The organism is Chryseobacterium sp. HNCC26DJ241, from assembly GCF_057180505.1.
The window spans coordinates 1-21,419 of sequence record NZ_JBXUGL010000023.1 but is presented as its reverse complement, the minus strand read 5'-3'; the positions used below and the strand labels follow the sequence as shown (position 1 = coordinate 21,419).

Annotated in this window: 25 protein-coding genes; 14 read left to right on the top strand and 11 right to left on the bottom strand. The window is 30.9% G+C overall.

Features of this window, described 5'->3' with window-relative positions; translation table 11 throughout:
- Positions 1-7 precede the first annotated feature (7 nt).
- From AC2A1C_RS11270 to AC2A1C_RS11260, 3 genes are all read right to left on the bottom strand, one after another.
- A complete protein-coding gene (locus AC2A1C_RS11270; protein WP_484025814.1) occupies positions 8-838 on the bottom strand; it encodes a GLPGLI family protein in 831 nt (276 codons plus the stop codon).
- A 134-nt stretch (positions 839-972) separates the two neighbouring features.
- Positions 973-1,239: a hypothetical protein gene (locus tag AC2A1C_RS11265; RefSeq protein WP_484025813.1), complete on the bottom strand. Its 267-nt coding sequence runs from the start codon at positions 1,237-1,239 to the stop codon at positions 973-975.
- Between the two features lie 465 nt (positions 1,240-1,704).
- Positions 1,705-2,850 (bottom strand): hypothetical protein, encoded by a 1,146-nt coding sequence (locus tag AC2A1C_RS11260; RefSeq protein ID WP_484025812.1) that lies wholly within the window; start codon positions 2,848-2,850, stop codon positions 1,705-1,707.
- Positions 2,851-3,006: 156 nt separating this feature from the next.
- Between AC2A1C_RS11260 and AC2A1C_RS11255 the strand changes: the two genes are divergently transcribed.
- The 13 genes from AC2A1C_RS11255 to AC2A1C_RS11195 all read left to right on the top strand — a co-directional run bounded on the left by AC2A1C_RS11255 (position 3,007) and on the right by AC2A1C_RS11195 (position 15,479).
- Entirely contained in the window at positions 3,007-3,393 is a 387-nt protein-coding gene (locus AC2A1C_RS11255) for a helix-turn-helix transcriptional regulator (RefSeq protein ID WP_484025811.1), read from the top strand.
- 8 nt (positions 3,394-3,401) lie between these two features.
- A complete protein-coding gene (locus AC2A1C_RS11250; RefSeq protein WP_484025810.1) occupies positions 3,402-4,127 on the top strand; it encodes a hypothetical protein in 726 nt (241 codons plus the stop codon).
- Between the two features lie 261 nt (positions 4,128-4,388).
- Positions 4,389-5,615, top strand: a complete 1,227-nt coding sequence (locus tag AC2A1C_RS11245) for a 3'-5' exonuclease (protein ID WP_484025809.1) — start codon at positions 4,389-4,391, stop codon at positions 5,613-5,615.
- Positions 5,616-5,678: 63 nt separating this feature from the next.
- Positions 5,679-6,878, top strand: a complete 1,200-nt coding sequence (gene lysA / locus AC2A1C_RS11240) for a diaminopimelate decarboxylase (protein ID WP_484025808.1) — start codon at positions 5,679-5,681, stop codon at positions 6,876-6,878.
- Positions 6,879-6,947: 69 nt separating this feature from the next.
- Positions 6,948-7,433 carry an energy transducer TonB gene (locus AC2A1C_RS11235; protein WP_484025807.1) on the top strand — a complete coding sequence of 162 codons (486 nt, stop codon included), beginning with the start codon at positions 6,948-6,950 and terminating at the stop codon, positions 7,431-7,433.
- Positions 7,434-8,156: an energy transducer TonB gene (locus tag AC2A1C_RS11230; protein WP_484025806.1), complete on the top strand. Its 723-nt coding sequence runs from the start codon at positions 7,434-7,436 to the stop codon at positions 8,154-8,156. It abuts the gene before it with no gap.
- A 136-nt stretch (positions 8,157-8,292) separates the two neighbouring features.
- The gene (gene miaB, locus AC2A1C_RS11225; protein WP_484025805.1) at positions 8,293-9,726 is read left to right on the top strand and encodes a tRNA (N6-isopentenyl adenosine(37)-C2)-methylthiotransferase MiaB; all 1,434 of its coding nucleotides are present in this window, start codon (positions 8,293-8,295) and stop codon (positions 9,724-9,726) included.
- 48 nt (positions 9,727-9,774) lie between these two features.
- Positions 9,775-10,287, top strand: coding sequence for a hypothetical protein (locus AC2A1C_RS11220; RefSeq protein ID WP_484025804.1), 513 nt, complete (start codon positions 9,775-9,777; stop codon positions 10,285-10,287).
- Positions 10,259-11,056 carry a tetratricopeptide repeat protein gene (locus tag AC2A1C_RS11215; protein WP_484025803.1) on the top strand — a complete coding sequence of 266 codons (798 nt, stop codon included), beginning with the start codon at positions 10,259-10,261 and terminating at the stop codon, positions 11,054-11,056. The genes AC2A1C_RS11220 and AC2A1C_RS11215 overlap by 29 nt, the downstream gene beginning before the upstream one ends.
- A gap of 29 nt (positions 11,057-11,085) precedes the next feature.
- A complete protein-coding gene (locus AC2A1C_RS11210) occupies positions 11,086-12,366 on the top strand; it encodes a sigma-54 interaction domain-containing protein (RefSeq protein ID WP_484025802.1) in 1,281 nt (426 codons plus the stop codon).
- 2 nt (positions 12,367-12,368) lie between these two features.
- Positions 12,369-13,061, top strand: a complete 693-nt coding sequence (locus tag AC2A1C_RS11205; protein WP_484025801.1) for a DUF4013 domain-containing protein — start codon at positions 12,369-12,371, stop codon at positions 13,059-13,061.
- 53 nt (positions 13,062-13,114) lie between these two features.
- A complete protein-coding gene (locus tag AC2A1C_RS11200; protein ID WP_484025840.1) occupies positions 13,115-13,606 on the top strand; it encodes an LptE family protein in 492 nt (163 codons plus the stop codon).
- 1 nt (position 13,607) lies between these two features.
- Positions 13,608-15,479, top strand: coding sequence for a hypothetical protein (locus AC2A1C_RS11195; protein WP_484025800.1), 1,872 nt, complete (start codon positions 13,608-13,610; stop codon positions 15,477-15,479).
- A 29-nt stretch (positions 15,480-15,508) separates the two neighbouring features.
- Here the strand turns inward: AC2A1C_RS11195 and AC2A1C_RS11190 are convergent, their stop codons facing one another.
- From AC2A1C_RS11190 to AC2A1C_RS11175, 4 genes are all read right to left on the bottom strand, one after another.
- Positions 15,509-16,129: a DUF4126 domain-containing protein gene (locus tag AC2A1C_RS11190; RefSeq protein ID WP_484025799.1), complete on the bottom strand. Its 621-nt coding sequence runs from the start codon at positions 16,127-16,129 to the stop codon at positions 15,509-15,511.
- 54 nt (positions 16,130-16,183) lie between these two features.
- A complete protein-coding gene (gene rnpA / locus AC2A1C_RS11185; RefSeq protein WP_484025798.1) occupies positions 16,184-16,564 on the bottom strand; it encodes a ribonuclease P protein component in 381 nt (126 codons plus the stop codon).
- Positions 16,565-16,706: 142 nt separating this feature from the next.
- Complete coding sequence (locus tag AC2A1C_RS11180; RefSeq protein WP_484025797.1) at positions 16,707-17,432, bottom strand: tRNA threonylcarbamoyladenosine dehydratase; 726 nt, start codon at positions 17,430-17,432, stop codon at positions 16,707-16,709.
- Positions 17,429-18,052 carry a TatD family hydrolase gene (locus AC2A1C_RS11175; protein ID WP_484025796.1) on the bottom strand — a complete coding sequence of 208 codons (624 nt, stop codon included), beginning with the start codon at positions 18,050-18,052 and terminating at the stop codon, positions 17,429-17,431. Before AC2A1C_RS11175 ends, AC2A1C_RS11180 begins: the two co-directional genes overlap by 4 nt.
- Positions 18,053-18,142: 90 nt before the next feature.
- Here AC2A1C_RS11175 and AC2A1C_RS11170 point away from each other — a divergent pair, with 90 nt between their 5' ends.
- Entirely contained in the window at positions 18,143-18,772 is a 630-nt protein-coding gene (locus tag AC2A1C_RS11170; protein WP_484025795.1) for a TetR/AcrR family transcriptional regulator, read from the top strand.
- Between the two features lie 75 nt (positions 18,773-18,847).
- Here AC2A1C_RS11170 and AC2A1C_RS11165 read toward each other — a convergent pair whose 3' ends face one another.
- The 4 genes from AC2A1C_RS11165 to AC2A1C_RS11150 all read right to left on the bottom strand — a co-directional run.
- Positions 18,848-19,159 (bottom strand): hypothetical protein, encoded by a 312-nt coding sequence (locus AC2A1C_RS11165; protein ID WP_484025794.1) that lies wholly within the window; start codon positions 19,157-19,159, stop codon positions 18,848-18,850.
- A 39-nt stretch (positions 19,160-19,198) separates the two neighbouring features.
- Positions 19,199-19,624: a hypothetical protein gene (locus AC2A1C_RS11160; RefSeq protein WP_484025793.1), complete on the bottom strand. Its 426-nt coding sequence runs from the start codon at positions 19,622-19,624 to the stop codon at positions 19,199-19,201.
- A gap of 198 nt (positions 19,625-19,822) precedes the next feature.
- The gene (locus AC2A1C_RS11155) at positions 19,823-20,743 is read right to left on the bottom strand and encodes a hypothetical protein (protein ID WP_484025792.1); all 921 of its coding nucleotides are present in this window, start codon (positions 20,741-20,743) and stop codon (positions 19,823-19,825) included.
- Between the two features lies 1 nt (position 20,744).
- Positions 20,745-21,419 (bottom strand): DUF6973 domain-containing protein (locus tag AC2A1C_RS11150; protein ID WP_484025791.1); only part of this gene is annotated, 675 nt, incomplete at its 5' end.

The following is a 21,419-nucleotide window of genomic DNA, read 5'->3' as shown; positions in this document are numbered from 1 at the left end:
AAGTTTTTTAATCCTCTAATTCAATAGGGTTATACCCCATTTTTTCTGTTTCACTTATTTTTTGTCTTTTCTGATTATCTGAAAATACAGTACCCATTCTTTCTAATTCATATTTAGCATTTTCTTTGGCATTTATTATTGCTTGCGCTAATTCTTTTTTCGTTACTATCTTAGCATTTTGATATCGTGCTTCATTTATTGTTATTGTCTTTCCCTTCAAATCAGAACTTGATACTGATTTCACCAATTCAAAATCATAATCGCCTGTTTTATCTGTTATTTTCACAATTAAGCCTGGGAGACCACTGAATTTGTAGGGACCATAAGGAAAAGGAATTTCGGCAGAATACCACGCAGTCCAATCTCTTCCTTTATAACTAATCTCAGCTTTTTTACAAACAAAAGAATTAATTACTTCCGTTTCATCAAACAATTTCCAATTACTAATTGCAGGTGTATTATATGACAAAAGTGTCATTCCTGCTGCTTCGTAAAATTGTGAATTATCACTAGTTTGGATAATTAAAAATTTAAATTTTGATGGGGGCAAACTTCTCATATCAACATTAAAAGTGCTATTCTTTCTATTGCTAAATTGTGTTGTAATAATAGAGTCGAATTTCAATCTGTTTTCACTGATAAAAAATGTACGCTTATCACTTATTTGTAATGAAAAAAGCTCCTTATAAACGTTATCTCGATTTAGAGTATTGGGCTTATATTGAAGTAAATAAGTAAATTCTCCCCTTAAAGAATCACTTATAGCTGTTTGAGAAAATGATACAGAGGAAAATATTAAAAATAAAATTGTTACCGTTTGTTTTATTGTAAAATTCATTGTTGTTTTTTTATAAAAATAACAAATCGCTCAAACAAAATTTATTATTTGAACGATTTTTTAGTTGATTAATATAATAATCAGAACTTCGTTCTTATTGAGTATGAAGAAATGATTACGCTATGAAACTGAAATTATAGTTGACAGTAATTTTCTTGAATTTGTTCCATCCAGTGAATCCATTGAGCACTAGTCCAATCTTGACAAGTATATGCAGATGTACAACTTGCCTGAAAAACTCCACATTGTTTTTGGACAATTTTCTTAGCCTTTTTAGTACTTTTATTAACTGTAACTTCTTTTGCTTCGGAATTTACTTTTTCTACGTTTCCTTTTGTATTTGCAAAACCTAAGGTAGTTCCTAATGTAAGAAACGCCCCTAATAAAATTGTTTTTTTCATAATTTTTTAATTGAAAATTATATCCGTACAATTATAAAAAACAAATTAATTATTACAGATATTCCAAAGAAAAATATTTTTTCTTTAAAGCAAAAAAAATCTTTGAATTTTTCTGGAAGCAATAAATTCCACAGCATCATTATTGAAATTGAGAGTATCAAGTTTGAATTATGCTTTAACATAGAAACAGTAGTATTATTACAAAGTTGATAGTATCTGAGAAGAAAATGTAAGACTAATACAAATAACCAAGCATAGAAATAATAATTATATGCTATAAATATGTGCATAAAAAAATCTTTTTTTATGAATTCTAAAAGAATCCTAAGAATTAAAAATTTAATAAAAAAAGATATTAAAATTGCAGTTACACCAAAAAAAATAGTATTATTAAATATATATAAAGCAGAAAAAGCATTTGTGATGTAGACCACAAATGCTATAATAATTATCAAAATAAGATCTTTAATATATAATATTGTTAATTTCACTTATTGTTTTGTTAGTTAAAAAATTTGTGTCATCTTTTATATCATCCAAAATCTTAATAAAATTTGTATTACTTTGGTTATGATTCTTTATTGAATCTATTATTTGAAATATTTTTAACCGTAATTCATCATCAATAGCAATTTTCTGTCCTTCATTATTAGCAATACTATTATAAATTGAATAAATTTGAGGCAAAATTTCTGCTATTGAAATTGCTTCTGATAATGTTATATCTAAATCACCAAAGCTAGTATCATAGTAATAATTTTCATACTTAAGTCCAAAAAGAGAGTTTTCTAAAATATTATCTCTTACAGGATAAATTTTATTCAAATCTATATTTGCAGATAAACTATTATTACTTTCTTCCAAAGTATTTTTTGTAAAATTCGATTGACAAAGTGGAGGATCACATAAACCAGCACCTAAATCGCATGAACCTCTTAAATTTCCGCAAAGCCCACATTGACCTCTAGGTGCTATATTAGATACTAAAAAATTAATCTCTTCCTGACTCAATTTATTATTCAACTTGATTTGCTCACCATAATACAGATTAATATAGTCATCAAATTCTTTAGACGTTTGTATTTCAGAATCTTTGTAAGAACTTGGATTCTTTATCAAATAAACAGACAGTCCTTTTTCTTTGATTTTTGTTTTTGAAATAATAAAAACAGTATTTGCATATGTAATATTTCTACAATTATGAGATAACTCGGGAACATTTAAAAATGCATCATTGATCTTTTTATAAAAAGAATGATTTAAGATTCCATTTTTTACAGCATATATAGAAATTCCTTCAAGTTTATTAATATTAACGCTTGATGTATTATTTTCACTTCCAGTTGTATAAATGACTATGTCTTTGATTTCTTGAAATTGGTTTATATCAATGGAACATTGCATTAATAAATTATTAATTTGATCAGATGAAAAGTTTAATTTTCCACCGTTTGTGAAATTTAAATATCCTGTAACGTGCGAAAATTTAGCATTTTCCGAAAAAATATTATTCTTTGTTAAAGTTTGAGAATTACTTGTATTGTCCTCCGAATTACAAGAGTATATAATTCCAATTATAAAAAGTAAAATTAATAAAACTGTTTTCTTCATAAATGAATTGTTTTTTAAAAAATTAATGTAAGTTTATTTAGCGTTTTTCGAAAAACTTGAAACAAACTTAATAGAATTCAATTTAATATGAAAAATATTTTTTATTCAAAGTTATGCGAATAAGTATGAATAAGTTTATATTTGTAAAAAAATATTATGATAAAAGAAAAATTAAAAACAGTACGTACAGACAAAAATTTTTCACAACAAGATGTTGCAAAATATCTAAATATTAATCAAACAAGATATTCTCGTAAAGAAAACGGAAGCATACCAGTTACAGATGAAGAATGGGAAAAAATAGCAAAACTTCTAAATGTAGAAGTAGAAGATATAAAAGAAGATGGTGATGAAAAAGTAATTTCTCAACATTTTGAAAATGTAACGGGTAATAGTAGCTACAATATTGGAAGCAACAACAACTATTGCAATATTCCAGAATTTGTTTTAGAAAATCAACAGGATTACATCAATCTTCTAAAAAAGGAAATAGAAACATTAAAAGAAAAAATAGAAAATTTAGAAAAACTTCAAAATAAATAAACAACAATATGGCATCAACAAGCGAAGTAGGGCACGCAAAAAATATTGCAAATCTTAATCTGCTTATCACGAACATCATAGCATTAGGCGACTTATACAACCCGACTAATACAAAAATTCTACTTTCCAATTTACAAAACATATATAATACAGCTTTCACCCAACAGGAAAATGTAAACAATCTACTTGCACCTTATTCTACTGCTGTTAACGAAAGAGAAGCTGTTTTCAAGCCACTCAATCGTGATCTTACAAAACTCCGTAAAGCATACAAGGCTACTGAAAATGTTACGCAAGCACAGTTAGAAGATTTTATGACTATTGTTCGTAAACTAAAAGGAGTAAGAAAAACACCGGTAGAAACACCCACCGATCCGGAGCAAACACAAACCGGTTACTCAATATCACAATTGAGTTACGATCAGCGTACCAACAATATGGATGCTCTCATTGCGATTTTACAAAACACGCCGGACTACAATCCAAATGAAGAAGAATATAAGGTTGAAACGTATCAGCAGAAAAAAGCACAAATGCTCGCAAAAACTCAAGCCGTTGCAGATGCCTTTATTCCACTTAACAATGCCCGAAGTATGAGAAATGCAACACTATATAACTCCGAAGATAACCTTGTAGACATTGCCTATAAAGCCAAAGATTATATATTTACAATTCTTGATACCAACTCTGCACAATACAAAGCAATCGCAAAAATAAAATTCAAAAGGAGATAATCCAAAAAAATAAAGTCTCGTTCGGACAAATCTATGTTATTATCAAACAAGACAATGGCTCAATCGAACAAAGCAATGGCTTAATCGAATAAAACGATGGCTCAACAAAATAAAACCTTGTCTCTATCAGACTAAAGATAGTCACAAGTAAAAAAACTTTTGGGCTTATAAAATAAAGGCTTGTGCACAACTTTGCACAAGCCTTATTAATATAATCTTTAAAATACTAAATTTACAGCTAAATTTTTTTCTAAAGAAATAATGTACACAATAATCGACATAGAAAGCAATGGAGCGGGTTATAGAAAAGAAAGCATTATTGATATTGCTATTTTTCAATACAACGGTCATGAAATTACAGATCAGTTCATTTCTTTAGTAAATCCAGAAAGTGAAATCACTGCTTTTGTACAGAAATTAACAGGAATTACCACAAAAATGGTGAAAACCGCACCCAAATTTCATGAAATTGCTAAAAGAATTGTCGAAATTACAGATGGAACAACCTTAATTGGACACAACATTGAGTTCGATTATCGGATGCTTCGCCAATCGTTCAAACGACTTGGTTACGATTTTAAAATCAATACTTTAGATACCATTCCGTTAGCGCAAAAACTGATTCCCGAAGCAGAAAGCTATTCATTAGGAAAATTGGTAAAATCTCTCGGAATTCCTTTGACAGAACATCACAGAGCTGCAGGTGATGCAAGAGCTACTTTAGAGCTATTCAAACTTTTGATGATCAAGGATAAAAATAATGAAATAATCCAAGCTCAGCATGAAGAAACAAATGCTAAAACTTACATCAATAAAGTTCGGGAATTGACTCAAGATTTGCCAAATGAAAGAGGAATCATCTATTTCCAAAACGAAAAAGGAAAAATACTTTTCAGTGATTTTGTAGATGATATTAATAAATTTGCAAAGAAGTTATTCAATTCTAAATCAAAACGTTGGGAAGCTGTCCAAGATCAGTGCGAACAGATTAATTATGAATTTGCAGGAAGTGATATTGTAGCAAAACTTTTGATGAAAACTAAAGGAATCAAAAAAATTGAAAAACTTCCTTTCGGTTTATTTTACAAAAATGGAAAATATAGAGTAGAGAAAAACAGCCTTCAAAGTGAAGAAAAACCATTGTTGAAATTCCGTTCTTTTACTCAAGGTTTGAAAGCGGTAAATTTCATCAAAGGAAAAGAGGAATATGCTGATATAAAAGAATTTACAAAGACGATTAATCTTAAAAAACGAAACGAAATCTGGTCTGCACCGGGAAGAATTTTAGGAGAAAAAGTTTTTCTGATTCTTGAAAACGGAAAACTAACCTCTTTTGGATTTTACGAATTTTACTCTCAAATTAAATCCAAATCTAAGATTAATAAACTGAAAATAAGCATTCCTGTTTCAACTGTCGATCTTCAGAACGATTTGAAATTGGCGCTTTTAAGAGGTGATTTTGAGATTCAGGATTTACCAGAAAATTAAAAAAAATTCCTACATTTGCGTTCTCAAAATGCTTTATTCTATAGCATTAAAAAATCTATAAAAATGACGAACAAAGAATTGCTAAAAATTGCAGAAGATTTTGGTACGCCTGTATATGTGTACAACGTGGAAAGTATAAAAGAACAATACGAAAAATTGACTTCTTCATTCACTAAAAAAACCAAATTTTTTTATGCTGCAAAGGCTTTAACAAATATCAATATTCTTAAGTACGTCAATAAGTTAGGTGCTAATTTGGATTGTGTTTCCATTAATGAAGTGAAGCTGGGAATCAAAGCCGGATTTTCTTCGGACAGAATTTTGTTCACGCCCAATTGTGTTGATCTTGCAGAAATTGAAGAAGCAATGGCTTTGAAAGTTCATATCAATATTGATAATATTTCGATTTTGGAGCAATTTGGGAATAAATTTGGGAATTCATATCCGATTTTTGTGAGAATCAATCCGCACATTTTTGCAGGAGGAAATTATAAAATTTCTACGGGACACATCGATTCCAAATTTGGAATTTCCATCCATCAGCTTCGTCATATTGAAAGAATCATGAAAAGTACTGGTGTGAATGTAGAAGGTCTTCACATGCATACAGGAAGCGAAATTAAAGATCCGGATGTTTTTCTTCAAGGTTTGGAAATTATGTTCGAATTGTCAGAACATTTCCCAAATTTGAAATATTTGGATATGGGAAGTGGTTTCAAAGTTCCGTATCAAGAAGGTGAAATGGAAACAGACGTGAAATCTCTCGGAAAAAAAGTGGAAAAAGCGCTTTCCGATTATTCTAAAGAAACAGGGAAAAAATTTGAGCTTTGGTTTGAACCCGGAAAATTTTTGGTAAGCAACTGTGGCTATCTTCTGGTAAAAGCAAATGTAATCAAACAAACAACTGCAACTGTTTTTGTAGGTGTGAATTCGGGATTTAATCACCTGATTCGTCCAATGTTTTACGATTCGTATCATATTATTGAAAACATTTCCAATCCAAAAGGTCCGGAACGTATCTATACTGTAGTCGGAAATATTTGCGAGACCGATACTTTTGCTTGGGACAGAAAAATAAATGAAGTTCGTGAAGGAGATATTCTGGCATTTAGAAATGCAGGAGCTTATGGTTTTGAAATGAGCTCTAATTTCAACTCCAGACTAAAACCTGCGGAAGTAATGTATCTCGATAAAAAAGCACATCTTATCCGAAAAAGGGATGAATTCGAAGATTTACTAAGAAATCAGGTAGAAGTATTATAGTTTTTTAAGAAAATAAAATAATTTCTTTATGATATCTTATTGTAAATTTATCTATAAAGACTAAATTTTATGAAAACACTATTTTTATTTTTAGGAGTTCTGATGTTTACGGTTTCTTTTGCACAAACCGATATCGAAGATCGAGATGATTCTTTCATCATTGAGAACAACAAAAATCTCTTGAAGATTGATATTAAAGAACCATTTATTCAAATTTCCGTAAAAGAATGTAAAGATTTTTCTGCGGCAAGTTTTGAGGGAGGTGTTTCAGCTTACAAATCTTTGCTCAAGCAATACATGTATACTTTTCTAAATTCGGATTTTTATACTTTGAACGGAGAATTTGCCTTTACTCTTACTATTGATGAAAAAGGAAGAGTAATAGATGTAGAAGGAGCACCAAAAGTTCAGAATAGCGGAATATTCTTTGATGATATGCAATATGTGGTAAGAAGAATCAAGAAAAACTGGACTCCTGCAAAATGCAACGGAAAACCTATTACTTCTCAAATGAAGTTGAAAATGAATTTTTCTTCTATTAGCTCAGATTTATAAATGAAAAAAATAAGTATTCTATTTTTTCTGATTTTTAATTTTTTTGCTTTTTCGCAGGAAACGGTTATATATGACCAATATCCTCCTGGACAATATTTTTATAATAAAGGAGAATTGAATTTTCTAAAAGAATTACAACAAGTAGCTATTGAAAACAACGTAGAACCCTGCAAAAATAAAGACGAAGAATATACTGCAAAATGGATAGTTTACCCCGATAATACAATTAAGTTTATAAAAGATTCTGATACTATAAACATCAAAAAAAATAAATGCGCCTTTGATTTTGTACGAAGTACTTTCAAATATTTAAATGGGTGGGAACCGATTCATCATAAAGGAAAATCATATCCGGTAATTGCAAATTATAAAATAATTCCTCATGAAGTTTTTGACATAAAAATTGATGAATCTCTAACATTGGACTATAAAGAGGCAGAATATCCCGGTGGAAACGCCGCCTTTGATGTTGGATTACAGAAAATTCTAGAGCCTGTTTTTAGTAATTATTTGATGGAATTGAGAGGGGAAACTATTGTTGTATTATTTAAAGTTTCCAAGAATGGGAATATGAAAGATGTGAGAATTAATCATCCTATTTTTTTCAGAATAAAAGATGATGTATTAAAAGCAATGGAAAAATTGAAAAAATGGAAACCTGCCACTAGAAATTCAGTTCCTGTAGAAAGCAATTATAGGTTATCCATAAATTTTGATCAATAATTCTTGTGTTTAAGCAACCTAATTCCTGCCATTCTGTCACAATATTTTGTATCTTTGCGAACGAATTATTCAAAGTTCTGAGTTCTAAAAATTCAGAGTTGTAAACTTTGAATATTGAATTTTAAACCGAATTATTGTGCAAGAAAAATATATAGACGAGACCAAACAAGGAGAGGCTTTTGCTATTGCAGAAAAGCCGGAAAATTCTAAAAAGCTATTTTTGGAAAGTTATGGTTGTCAGATGAATTTCTCTGATTCTGAAATAGTTGCTTCCATTCTTAACGAGCAAGGATATAACACAACTTTGAAAGCAGAAGAAGCAGACCTTATTTTGCTGAATACCTGTTCCATCCGTGAAAAAGCAGAGCAAACGGTAAGAATGCGTCTTTCTCAATTCAAAAATTTGAAATCCGAAAAGCCTAATCTTACTGTTGGTGTTCTTGGTTGTATGGCAGAACGCTTGAAAACCAAATTTTTAGAAGAAGAACAATTGGTAGATTTAGTAGTTGGTCCTGATGCTTACAGAGATTTGCCTAATCTTTTAAAAGAAACCGAAGACGGAAGAGACGCTATCAACGTCATTCTTTCAAAAGAAGAAACGTATGCAGACATCAATCCGGTTCGTTTAGGTGGAAATGGCGTTACAGCTTTTGTTACCATTACAAGAGGTTGTGATAATATGTGTACTTTTTGTGTAGTTCCATTTACGAGAGGGAGAGAAAGAAGCCGAGATCCACATTCCATTATTGAAGAATGTAAAGATCTTTGGAACAATGGCTACAAAGAAATTACACTTTTGGGGCAAAATGTAGACTCTTATCTTTGGTATGGAGGTGGGCCAAAAAAAGATTTTGTAAAAGCTACCGAAATGCAGAAAGCTACTGCTGTAGATTTTTCACAATTGCTTGATTTAGTTGCAAATGCAGTTCCTGAAATGAGAATCCGATTTTCTACGTCCAATCCTCAAGATATGAGTTTGGAGGTTTTCAGAACAATGGCAAAACACGAAAATATTTGCAAATACGTTCATCTTCCTGTTCAGAGCGGAAGCAACAATATGCTTAAAGCTATGAATAGACAACATACTCGTGAAGAATATTTGGAATTAATTAAAAAAGCCAAAGAAATTGTTCCGGAAATTGCCTTTTCTCAAGATATGATAGTCGGATTTTGTGGAGAAACCGAAGAAGACCATCAAGACACATTAAGTTTGATGCGAGAAGTGGAGTACGATTATGGATATATGTTCGCCTATTCTGAAAGACCGGGAACTCCTGCTCACAAAAAAATGGAAGATAATATTCCTGCTGAGGTAAAACAAAAGCGCTTGGCTGAAGTGATCGCTTTGCAAGGAGAACTTTCCAGAAAACGCATGAAATCGTATGTTGGTAGAGTTCATCAAATTTTAATTGAAGGAACTTCCAAGAAAAATGAAAACCAATGGAAAGGAAGAAACTCGCAAAATGCGGTTTGTGTATTCGATAAATTAGAAGGGCAGAAAATTGGTGACATTGTGGATGTTTTTGTACACGATAATACACAAGGCACGCTTTTAGGGAAAACGGTTTAATGCTTTGGTAAAGTTTCAAATCTTTGACAAAGTTTGAAAAATAAAATTATGAACAAAGTAACCTACATGCTATTCCTTTTGCAAATTTTATTCAGTTGTCAATCCGAAAAAACAACTGTTTCAAAATATTCTGCTCATGTTGGAGATATTACGTTTGATAAAAAACTGGACGATTCAAATTTTAGAAAATGTCAGGATAAAGATTATGGAATTCAATATTATTACGGAAACACGTCCGGAATTCAGTACAAAGGAGAGAAAATTGCAATTATTCGAGAATTAGAAAAATTAAATTTATCTTCTTCTAAGGATATAAATGCTTATATAACAATTCGTTTTGTGGTAAATTGTGAGGGAAAAACAGGACTATTCAGAGTTCAGCAAATGAACAGTGATTATAAAGAAACAAACCTTGATCAAGAATTAGCAGACCAGCTTCTTTCTTTTACTAAAAAATTAAACGGCTGGATTCCTAAAGAACTTGATGGAAGAAAAGCAGATTATTACCAATATTTAACTTATAAAATCGAAAATGGAAAAATTGCAGAAATATTACCTTAGTTTGCTCCTTGCTATTATTTACTCAAATTTATACTCACAAGTCAATTGTAATATTTTTGAGGATGAAAATTGCAGAAAAGCCTGTGAAATTTCTAATCAAGCGGGAGATCTACAAGGGTATTCTTTATCACAGTTAGCTTTTGATAAAGCTATTGAGATTTGCCCAAATTACGACTATGCTTATTTTGAAAAAGCGGTTCCTTATCTTAAAAGAGGAGATTTTGTTACTTGGAAAAAATTGATCGATAAAGCCGTAGAACTCAATCCGAAAATGCATCTCGGATATAGAGGATGGTGTAAATATCAGTTTCTGAGAGATTACAAAGGAGCAATTTCAGATTTTAATGAGCTAGAAAAGTATTATCCTAACAATATTGGAAATTCTGTAAATGGAGATTACAATCTTTATGTTGCAAAAGCATTTTGTTTAAGCGCTCTAAATCAGAAAAATAAAGCAATTGATTTGTTGGAAAAGCTTTTTGTCCAAAAAAATTATGTAAACGGACTTTACGATTATTATCAACTTGGAGCTATCTATTTTGAAGTAGGAAACTATGACAAAGCCTTAGAAAATTTTGAAAAACAAGGCAAAATTTATGATTTTGCTGAGAACATTTATTTCAAGGCAAAAGTTTCAAAAATTAGAAATAAGGATTATTTGGATTTAAAGAATTTGGCTTTAAAAACTTATGATGAGGGAAAGATAATGAAGGATGCTTATACCCATCATTTTAATAAAGTTTACAGAAAACAGATTGAGGAACTGTAAATGAAATCAATAATCTTTAAAATTTATTTATGAGCAACGAGCTACAAAATATAAAAAATCGCTTCGGAATTATAGGAAATTATTCTGTACTGAACCGAGCTATAGAAAAAGCAATACAAGTTGCACCAACAGATATTTCTGTTCTTGTTATTGGAGAATCGGGTGTAGGTAAAGAACACATCCCGAAAATCATTCATGCTGAATCCAGAAGAAAACATCAACCTTATATCGTTGTAAACTGTGGAGCAATTCCGGAAGGAACTATCGATTCTGAATTATTTGGCCACGAAAAGGGAGCTTTTACAGGTGCCACATCCACCAGAAAAGGATATTTTGAAGTTGCAGATGGTGGAACTATTTTCCTTGATGAAGTTGGGGAATTGCCTTTGCAAACTCAGGTTCGTTTGTTAAGAGTTTTGGAAAGTGGTGAATTTATGAAAGTGGGTTCATCTCAAATTCAGAAAACCAATGTAAGAATTGTTGCTGCTACCAACGTCAATATGATGAAAGCTATTGAAGATGGTCGTTTCCGTGAAGATTTGTATTATCGTTTGAATACCGTTCAAATTGATATGCCGGCTTTGCGTGAAAGAAAAGGAGATATTCATCTTTTGTTCAGAAAATTTGCAATAGATTTTGCAGAAAAATACAGAATGCCGGAATTGTTTTTAACTGACGATGCAGTTAAATATTTGGAAAATTATTCTTTTCCGGGGAATATCCGCCAATTGAGAAATTTGGTGGAACAAATGACGGTTGTAGAACAAAACCGCGAAATTAATTCTGTAAAATTAGTGGAATATATTCCAATGAATACTCAGCTTCCGGCTGTCATTCAGAAAAATACTTCCGGTAATTCTAGTTCCGAATTTGGTTCTGAAAGGGAAATCATGTACAAAATCCTTTTTGATATGAGGAATGATATAAATGATTTAAAATCCTTAACTTCGGAACTGATAAAAAACAGAGGAACTGCAGATTTGAGCCATCAGGAAAAAAGTTTAATTAATAGAATATACACTCCTGAAAATCAATCTGTCTCTAATCCAAATTCTTTGCTGTATTTTGAGGAGCCGAAAGTTCAGAATCCAACAATTATTACTAATCCTGCTGATGAATATGATGATGTAGAGGATATAGAATTGGAAGAAGCAAGACCGGAATCTCTTTCTTTGCAAAATAATGAAAGAGATCTTATTGTAAAGGCTTTGGAAAAACATAAAGGAAGAAGAAATAAAGCAGCTGATGAATTGGGAATTTCTCAAAGAACGCTTTATAGAAAAATAAAACAATATAATTTAGAAGACTGAAAATGGAAAACACTTTTAACATTAAACCTGTTAATTTCAAGTTTAATGACTATTTAAGCAAAGGTTTCGATTTCTTAAAAAAAGATTTTGGAAATAATGTTGTTGCAATGTTAGTGGTTTTTTTGATGTCTCTTATTCCTTTATGTGGATTATTGGCAGTTGGAAATTTCTATAAATATTGTAGAAAAAAAGTAAGAGGAGAACAAGCTGAGGTTTCCGAAATTTTTAACTTTGACGATTTTGTGCCTTATCTCATAATACAGCTTATTTTAGTTGGATTGTTCATTGCGATTTACATTCCTGTTATTTTTATGATTCCTTTTATGAGTAACTCTCAGGAGCCATCACCAATATTTGGGATTTTCTTTGGGCTATATGTTTTTGCAATTATGGTGGTAGTTTTTTATTTTATGGTGAAAGCATTTTATATTCCAGCATTAATTTCATTGAAAAATGTGAAAGATTTTAAAACAGCTTGGAATATGTCCAAAGTAATGAGTAAGGGAAATTTTTGGAATATCTTGCTTTTTGTAATAGTTGCGAGTTTTCTTGGTCAGCTTGGTGTAATTTTATGCTATATTGGTCTTTTTGCCACACTTCCTTACTACTATATCAGTACTTATTTCGCCTATGAAGATGCAGTACAGCAAATAGATTATGACGAAATCAAAGAAATAGGAGTGCAAACACTTTGATAATGAAAATATCGAAATCACATATTTTTAAAACCACTTCCATTATTCTTTTGATGGGAATTGGTGCTTTTTTGCAATCATGTTATAGTTTTACGGGTTCATCATTAAGTCCCGAAACTAAAACAATTCAAATCAATGATTTTATAAATAATACAGCTTATAACCCGAATCTTGCACAGCAATTTTCTATTGATATTCAGAATCGCTTTCTGCAAAGAACTACTTTAAAAGGAACTAAAGAAAATCCTGATATTTTGTTGGAAGGAGAAATTACGGATTACACTATTTCGCCTACAACTATTTCCAGCGGAGTCTCAAGTACGAACAATAATACCATTCAGGCTGCGCAAAACAAACTTACCATCACGGTAAAAGTGCATTATGAAAATAAAGTAGAGCCGGATAAAAGTTTTGATCGCTCTTATTCTGATGAAGCATCTTTCAGTAGCGATTTAGATGTAAGCCAGATTGAAGCATCACAGGTGAAAATTGTAAACGAAAGAATTATCAATAAAATTTTTAACGACATTGTAGCCAATTGGTAAAATGATGAATTCCCGAATTTTAGAACTTATAAAAGCTCCTGAACAATTTTCTGAAAACGATTTGCAAACTCTCGAATCGGAAATAAAAAACTATCCCTACGTTCAGAATATCAGAGCGCTGTATCTTTACGGAATTCATAAATTCAATCCAGAAAATTACCAGAAAGAGCTTTCCAAAACAGCAGCTTATACTACTGATAAAAAAATCCTGTATCAATTCATCAATAAAAATGAGATAAAAGAAAAACAGGAAAAAATTATAGAATCCCAAGTCTCAGAATCCGAAAATGCGAAGGAAATAATTGATCTTCCTGAACCGAAAGAAGAGATCAAGAAAATTTCAACATTTGATCTAAAAAAATCTGTTGAAAGTAAAAGCTATGATCCACCAAAACCTGTTTATATAAAAGGTGAATTGAATCGAATTCTTTTTGAAGGCGAAGAAAACTTCCTCGAAAACGCTGCTGAAAAAATTGATTTGGAAGCGACAAAAGAAGCAGGAATTCTGGTAACTTCTAAGGAAAATAATTTTGAAGCATCGACTGAAAATATCGAAAAAATTGAACAAAATCAGGAATTTGCAGAAACAAAAAAAGCAGAAAATTTTTCGACGGAAACAATTGTTGATGAAAGTAATCTGACTGAAAAAATATCTCCGCGAGATGATATGGAGCTTAGTTTTCATGGATTTGACGAATTTTTACCAAATATTCATCTAAAACCAAATCTCTCCGAAACTGAATTGCAAAACTCTGAAAAAGAAGAAGTGGTAAGTTCTGAGATTAAAGAAACTGAAAATGCCGAAAGTTTTTCAGAGGAAACAATAATTGAAGAAGAGCATATTGTATCCCAAAAAGAAATTATTGAAAATAGTTCCGAATTGAGTTTTCACGGAACGGAAGAATTCATGCCGGAAGTTCAGTTAAGGTCAAATGTTTTGGCAGAAAAATATGAAGTTCCGAAGCCTCAATTGAGCCGTCATGAAGAAGAAATGCAGCGGTTGATAGCAGAAGTAGAAGCTAAAATGAAGGCCAATAAAAAGCCTAAAAGTGAAGATTTAGAAGAAGATCATCCACAAAATCATGAAATTAATTTTGTTGAAACCCATGATTTTTTTCCAAAAGGGAAACCTGAAGAATCACAAAACACTCAAGTTTCTGAATCAAAACCTGAAAAATCTGAAATTTCAGAAAATATAAAATCAGAAGTTCAAACAGATATTTTCGAACAAAAAGCAGAACAAGCACAATCTTCTTGGAAACCAATGAACTTTGAGTCCAATATTCCGGATTCAACACTAAATAAAAAAGAAGAAAATTCTGAAAAATTTGTTGAAAAACAAGAGATTAAACTGGAGGAAAAAATTGAGAATTCAGAAAAAGACAGGCCGGTTTTCAATGTGTCTTTTTTAAGTGATTCTATTGCAATTACACCAAAATCGGAAGAAATAATCGAGACTTCGGAAAATGAAATTCAAACTTCTATAGAAGATCAGTCTTCACAAAGTAATATTCCGCAGTTTATCAACACATGGCAAAGTTGGTTGAAAATTGACAGAACAAAGCAGCCGGATAAAAGTTTTACTCCAAAATCTCCGGAAAAAATAAAAAATGAAGCTATTGAAAAATTCATCGAAACGGAACCGAAAATTTCGCAACTTAAAGAAGAATCCAACTATGTGGTAAAGGAAAAAGCTGGGGACATCTCTCATTTGATGACGGAAACTCTTGCAAATCTTTATATTACGCAAAAACTGTATTCTAAAGCAATAAAAGCTTTTGAAACCTTAAAAGAAAAACATCCAGAAAGAGCGGATTTTTTCGATGAAAAGATTAATAAAATCAAAGAATTAAGATCAAATAATACCAAATAAAAAAACTTCCATTTTGGAAGTTTTTTTGTTTATTCTAATTTCGTTTCGGGAATTTCATCTGAATTGTATTTCCGAAATTTATTCCAAATTTTCCTTCCTAAAAATAGCACAATAATTACGAGAATTATAGCAGCAATGGCTGCAATTACCGGAGCTGCCATTGCCAAAATAGACATGATTCCTGCTCCTGCTGTTTCTGTTGTGGCTACTATGGAATTTCCCAAACCGCCGGTTGTTGCTGTAGAAGCAGCTCTAGTCCCGGCAAATCCCGAACTTATTGCGGCTGCAGTTCCACCACCCGCAATCAAAGCTAATGCCCAATGCGGAAATGTATCCATTGTGGTAAACTGGCTTGCAAATAAAACCGAACCGGCAACTGTTGCAAGCGGAATATTGATGGTGTCTAAAAGATGATCGACATAAGGAATGTAATACGCTAAAATTTCTGCAATCATTGCAATTCCCGTTGTGATAAGAGTTGGAATGCCGGAAAGCCAGTGGAAATTTTCAGGAAGATTGATCCATCCCATATACGAAGCCAGACTCACGGCAAACATAGGGAGAAAAACACGAAATCCGGAAGCTGCCGCCAAACCAATTCCGATGAATGCACTTAGTGCATACGACCAATACGATATATCTTCAGGCATTTTGAAAAATTTTAATTAAGCTAAATTTACAAAAACTATGCAAAAAAACAATTTTTATTTTTTTGATTTACAGAGATTTAAAAATTCAGCTTCCATATCTTTATAGTTTTGAGGTTTTTCGGGAGAATTCCAGAAAAGCATTACTAAAATATTTTCACCGAAAGTTTCTTTAAATTTATCTTTATTGAGGCGATATGATTCTCTTAGCAAGCGTTTTATTCGGTTTCTGTCGGTTGCTTTTTTAAAATAACGTTTAGAAACTGAGACTCCTATTTTGGGATTTACAGGTTGGTCAGAATTACTTTCAGTAGAGGGATTTTTAAAAATTATCATTCGGATTTTTCCATATGTCCGCCATTTCCCTTTTTCAAAAAGAAGGGTAATTTCTTTTTTTTGTTTTAATTTTTCGTTTCTGGAATATCCGAATTGTTTCATTTAATCAATGATTCTTAGTTTTTACTAACCACAAAAGTAACAAAGAAAATATCAAAAATAGAGCAAATTAAAAGAAGAAAAAGGAAACATATTATTGTTTTTTGTTCTTCCGAAAATTGCAAATGCAGAAAATCTTTTGTCGCTAATCGTTTTTCAAAAGATAATTAATGACTTCCGCAGCAGCATACAATCCGAAAATTGCAGGAATAAAACTGATAGTTCCGTAGAACGATTTTTTAAAATTGCTTCCATCGGTCATTTTCAGACTTTCTTCTTTCTGGATCTCATTGGAATATACACAACGGAAACCTTTATGAATGTTTTCTTTTTTCAGCCTTTTTCGAACCTGTTTGGCAAGAAAGCAATTGTGCGTTTTGCTGATATCACGAACCATTACTTTACTCGGATCGGTTTTTCCGCCGGCTCCCATAGAACTTACAATTTTTATTTTTCGTTTTCGAGCAGCTTTTATCAACGTTAATTTTGGAGTTACGCTATCAATACAATCCAAGACATAATCAAACTTTTCAGAATCCAGAATTTCTTCCATATTTTCGGGATTTAGAAATTGATTGATTGGAGTTAAATTCAATTCAGGATTAATGTCCAAAAGTCTTTCTCCCACAATTTCCACTTTATGTTTTCCAACTGTGGAATGCAGTGCAGGAAGCTGACGGTTTATGTTGGTAATATCAACAGTATCACCGTCTACAATCGTCATTTTTCCAACTCCGGCTCTTGCTAAAAATTCTGCGGCAAAAGAACCAACTCCGCCTAAACCAACCACCAAAATATTGGAATTCTGAAGTCTTTCAATGCCTTTTTCTTTGATAAGAAGTTCGGTTCTTTCCAACCACTTTTTGCTCATATTCGGATAATATTTTCTACGTTCTTTAAAATTTGAGAATGAAGATTTTCTATGGAAATTGCCTTTAATTCAGCTACTTTTTGATACAATTCCTGAATGTCAAAATCAGCATCATCAGTTTCCAAAAATAGTTTATCCAAAGGAAAATCTTGTACAATTTCCTGCAAAGATACATTTTGAAGCACCGCTTTTCCAAAAGAAAGATAAAAACCATGATTCAGCAATTGTTCGGCAATATTTTTCTTTTTATTGAATCCATGAATAATCAGCGGAATTTTTGCTATTTTTTTAAATTGTAAAAGTTCCGAAAACTTTCTCACACAATGGATGATTACAGGTTTTTTGATTTCATTTGCCCAAAGAATATGTTGTTCAAAAACCTTTTCCTGAATTTTCTGGTCTACTTTTATCATTCCGTCCAAACCACATTCGCCAATTGCGAGACAGTTTTCCGACAAAGAGTTATTTTTAATTTTTTCAAAAAGAAGTTCAAAGTTTTCATCAATGTCTTTTGGATGAATTCCTGAGGAAAAAAGATGTGAAGGAGTCCCTTCATTCAAAAGAAGATTATATATCCCGAATTTTTCAGAATGATGGTGATGAAAATCAAATAATTGCATATCCAAAGGTATCAAAAAATGAAGAATATTTTAAACATTTGTTTGTTTATTTCTTAAAATTTGTTAATTTTACTTTCAATACGGATTTTAATGAGAAAAAAATTTACTGAAAAACAAATTCATATCCTCGATGTTGCAGAGAAGCTGATTGCTAAAAAAGGCTTTGAAGGAACTTCTGTTCGGGATATTTCTTCTCAGGCTAAGATCAATGTGGCGATGATTTCATATTATTTTGGTTCCAAGGAGAAAATGATGTCTTATTTGTACCAATATCGTGTACAGAAAACAAGGGAAAGTTTTGCAGAGTTTGCCGAAACCATTAAAGAAGGAAAACCTGAAATGCAAATAAAGGAACTTGTAAAATTTGTTGTTGGGCAGCTTTTTCGTTTTAGTTATTTCCATGGATTTGTGACGCAAGAGCTTCGTCATACAGAACATTTGAAAGAAGAGCTAATGGATTTTTATAATACCTTCACCAGCAAAATAGACGATGTCATCAAAAAAGGAGTAGCTTCAGGTGTTTTTACTAATGCGCCCAAACCGGAAGATGTTCTTACCATTATTATAGGTTCGGCTCTTTTTGTGATACGGAATAAAAATTTTTATGAACTGTACGTTCCAGGAAAGGAAGAAAATTACCTTACAGAAGCCGAAAAAAAAATAAAAGCCAATCTTCTGATCACTATTTTTGCTCTTTTGGGTTATAATCCAGATCATTAAACCCCAACAAAAATCTGTGGGGTTTAGTTTTAATATTACAATTGTATATTTTTTTAGCAATATTTATCTCATTGTTTAATCATAGCTATAAAGTATTTTTAGTTTTCCTTTTTTGGCTTTATATGCTTCATATCTTATTTGTGTTTTTTTGCTGTAAGAATCATAAAAAAGTTTTTTATCAAGATTATCTCCAAATATTTTGGTTCCAAAAACTTTACAGGTATCATCAATCTCTCCTTTTATCTTTAAAACAATAACACTAGGATATTGATTTTCTGATTCAATGTTGATAATAGTATCTTTTGAAGCATCAGAGATTGTCACTTCTTTATAATGAGTACAGGAAATAAGAATGAAAACAAAAAATATAGATAGTGTATTTTTCATTTTTTAATATTTGCTTATAAAGTAAAGAACAATTCAAAATTATTTCTTTATTTTAAATTTTCTTTGTGCATTATAGGTCGGTGGAGTTGGATTTTTCATTTTTCCTTCAGAAATAAAATCTTTATAAACATAAATATTGTTTTCAGGTAACATTCCCAAGCTATCATGATAATTAAAAGCCGAGAAAATGTAATAATCTCCTTGATATATTTTTATTGAAAATGCACCTTCTTTTCCCATAATTTTATAATCAGAAATATCTATAACAAATTTTTTAATCTTTTTTGGAATAATCTTACTATTTTTTAAACTAATTTCTTTATCGGTATAAACCACAACAGAATCAATTGTTATACCTGATTCATTATATACTGTAATATCGTGTGTTTTTGCTCTAAAAAGCAAGTACCATATTATTAATATAAAACTAATAATTAGTACGATGAAAATTAATCTTTTTTTCATTGATTTGTTGGTATTGGTTTAGTACTAGAAGATATTCCATGGTGTCCGTCTCCTGGCAAAGAAGTATTCGGATTGTCCCAAAAAGGACTTGGCGGATTTGTTTTTTGATATCCTGTATAATTTATTGGTGATAGATATTCTAGTTGGCCAAGTGTCACAATAAGTTTAATACCATCTTTTACCACTTTTCAATAATCTTTAATTTAAATCATCCAAAATTTGAGTATTACCAGACTCTAATAGTTTCTCTTTATTATATTTTTTTTCATATATTTTTTTGTCAGTTTTTATTTTTATTAATGGACTATTCATAAATTTATCGTAATCTAAAATTATATTAAAGTTTATATTATTTTTATTATAATATATTTTTTCAATACAATTACAACTCGATTCTATTTTTAAAATATCTTCGGAAATATTTTTATCTATTGAAATATTAAATTCCAAAGGTTGCCAGCTTTTGCTATATTCTGTGGTAAATTTATTATCATGGAAATATAAAAAAAACTGATTACTATTCCAATCATCAAATATGCTCCGATCTTTTATTTGATACTTATATTCTTTACCCGAGAAAATAATAGACAATGTCGGGTCATTTTCGAAAACCTGATAATTGAGAATTATTTCTTTACTTCTAGGTGATAATTCGGTAATTCTTATAAGTTTCTTGTCATCTACTAATATGGAATCCAGTTTTTTATTTTTATCTTCATTATACAAATAGATTGTAAATTCTTGAGGTTTTATTAGCATTTGTTTCCCATAACTTACACCATTATTGTAAACATTAATGGTGTCTTTTTTTCTTGCAAAACTTCTCCAATCATGCCCTCCCCAATTGGCCTTTTTTTTCTCATTATTAATATAATAATCTAATCCAAACACACCCTCATCAGACATTTCTGAAGTATTTACCATTATAGCAAGAGTTGCAGATTTTTTAGGAAAAATATTCTTTAAAGACAATGATTGTCTAATCCCTTTTTGCTTTGAAATAACTATTGAATCTATTTTATGATTAGAATTGTTATTAATCAATATTTCTATATTTTCCTGCCCATTACATGAAATGATAGATAATATAAAAATGTATGAAATGACTTTATGAAACATTTTAGTGTTGATTTGTTGGATATAATGCTGAAGTAGGTGTCAAAGTTGTATCTGGATTCAATGGCCAAATATGTCTAAGTTGTCCATTTGTCACCATATACATAATACTATTTTTTATCATGTCAGTCGGATTAGTAAGAGGAGTACAGTTAGAGCAAAAATTGATTCCTTTTTGATTATTAAATAAATCCATTTGTTTTTCTAAAAGCAAGTTTTGTGGAACTTCACTTTCATGAGCTTCTCCAAATAACCGCACAATTGTAGTAGCAGGAACTGGGACAAATAGGTTACTTGTGGAAGTTTGAGTGAAAACATCTCTTGTATTTAATGCGTTAAAGAAAGCATGTCTAAAAGCATCAGCTTTATTATTGTGTGCCATTTGTACGCTAGGAAAGACCGCAAAAGTAGTATTTTCAGCAGTACTTCTATTACTATAAATTGCTAAAGCAGCACTTGGAAATAGTGCACACATTGTGAGTTCAGCAGCATTTGGACCCTCTATACTTGCATTAAACCCTAACAATATATTATTTTTAAGATATGTTTTGTCGTTCCACCAATTAAAAGGCATTCCTTTATTTTTGCCGGGATAATCTGTTGTGGTATATTGTGGAACTTTATAATTATTTTCCGCTAAAATTTGTAATAATTGTCTACTAAAATCTTGATTTCCGAT

What these genes read in the sequence shown, in the direction of transcription:
- AC2A1C_RS11270 (WP_484025814.1), bottom strand. Translation starts at nt 838, where the DNA reads ATGAATTTTACAATAAAACAAACGGTAACAATTTTATTTTTAATATTT.
- AC2A1C_RS11265 (WP_484025813.1), bottom strand. Translation starts at nt 1,239, where the DNA reads ATGAAAAAAACAATTTTATTAGGGGCGTTTCTTACATTAGGAACTACC.
- AC2A1C_RS11260 (WP_484025812.1), bottom strand. Translation starts at nt 2,850, where the DNA reads ATGAAGAAAACAGTTTTATTAATTTTACTTTTTATAATTGGAATTATA.
- AC2A1C_RS11255 (WP_484025811.1), top strand. Translation starts at nt 3,007, where the DNA reads ATGATAAAAGAAAAATTAAAAACAGTACGTACAGACAAAAATTTTTCA.
- AC2A1C_RS11250 (WP_484025810.1), top strand. Translation starts at nt 3,402, where the DNA reads ATGGCATCAACAAGCGAAGTAGGGCACGCAAAAAATATTGCAAATCTT.
- AC2A1C_RS11245 (WP_484025809.1), top strand. Translation starts at nt 4,389, where the DNA reads ATGTACACAATAATCGACATAGAAAGCAATGGAGCGGGTTATAGAAAA.
- lysA (WP_484025808.1), top strand. Translation starts at nt 5,679, where the DNA reads ATGACGAACAAAGAATTGCTAAAAATTGCAGAAGATTTTGGTACGCCT.
- AC2A1C_RS11235 (WP_484025807.1), top strand. Translation starts at nt 6,948, where the DNA reads ATGAAAACACTATTTTTATTTTTAGGAGTTCTGATGTTTACGGTTTCT.
- AC2A1C_RS11230 (WP_484025806.1), top strand. Translation starts at nt 7,434, where the DNA reads ATGAAAAAAATAAGTATTCTATTTTTTCTGATTTTTAATTTTTTTGCT.
- AC2A1C_RS11220 (WP_484025804.1), top strand. Translation starts at nt 9,775, where the DNA reads ATGAACAAAGTAACCTACATGCTATTCCTTTTGCAAATTTTATTCAGT.
- AC2A1C_RS11215 (WP_484025803.1), top strand. Translation starts at nt 10,259, where the DNA reads ATGGAAAAATTGCAGAAATATTACCTTAGTTTGCTCCTTGCTATTATT.
- AC2A1C_RS11210 (WP_484025802.1), top strand. Translation starts at nt 11,086, where the DNA reads ATGAGCAACGAGCTACAAAATATAAAAAATCGCTTCGGAATTATAGGA.
- AC2A1C_RS11205 (WP_484025801.1), top strand. Translation starts at nt 12,369, where the DNA reads ATGGAAAACACTTTTAACATTAAACCTGTTAATTTCAAGTTTAATGAC.
- AC2A1C_RS11200 (WP_484025840.1), top strand. Translation starts at nt 13,115, where the DNA reads ATGGGAATTGGTGCTTTTTTGCAATCATGTTATAGTTTTACGGGTTCA.
- AC2A1C_RS11195 (WP_484025800.1), top strand. Translation starts at nt 13,608, where the DNA reads ATGATGAATTCCCGAATTTTAGAACTTATAAAAGCTCCTGAACAATTT.
- AC2A1C_RS11190 (WP_484025799.1), bottom strand. Translation starts at nt 16,129, where the DNA reads ATGCCTGAAGATATATCGTATTGGTCGTATGCACTAAGTGCATTCATC.
- rnpA (WP_484025798.1), bottom strand. Translation starts at nt 16,564, where the DNA reads ATGAAACAATTCGGATATTCCAGAAACGAAAAATTAAAACAAAAAAAA.
- AC2A1C_RS11180 (WP_484025797.1), bottom strand. Translation starts at nt 17,432, where the DNA reads ATGAGCAAAAAGTGGTTGGAAAGAACCGAACTTCTTATCAAAGAAAAA.
- AC2A1C_RS11175 (WP_484025796.1), bottom strand. Translation starts at nt 18,052, where the DNA reads ATGCAATTATTTGATTTTCATCACCATCATTCTGAAAAATTCGGGATA.
- AC2A1C_RS11170 (WP_484025795.1), top strand. Translation starts at nt 18,143, where the DNA reads ATGAGAAAAAAATTTACTGAAAAACAAATTCATATCCTCGATGTTGCA.
- AC2A1C_RS11165 (WP_484025794.1), bottom strand. Translation starts at nt 19,159, where the DNA reads ATGAAAAATACACTATCTATATTTTTTGTTTTCATTCTTATTTCCTGT.
- AC2A1C_RS11160 (WP_484025793.1), bottom strand. Translation starts at nt 19,624, where the DNA reads ATGAAAAAAAGATTAATTTTCATCGTACTAATTATTAGTTTTATATTA.
- AC2A1C_RS11155 (WP_484025792.1), bottom strand. Translation starts at nt 20,743, where the DNA reads ATGTTTCATAAAGTCATTTCATACATTTTTATATTATCTATCATTTCA.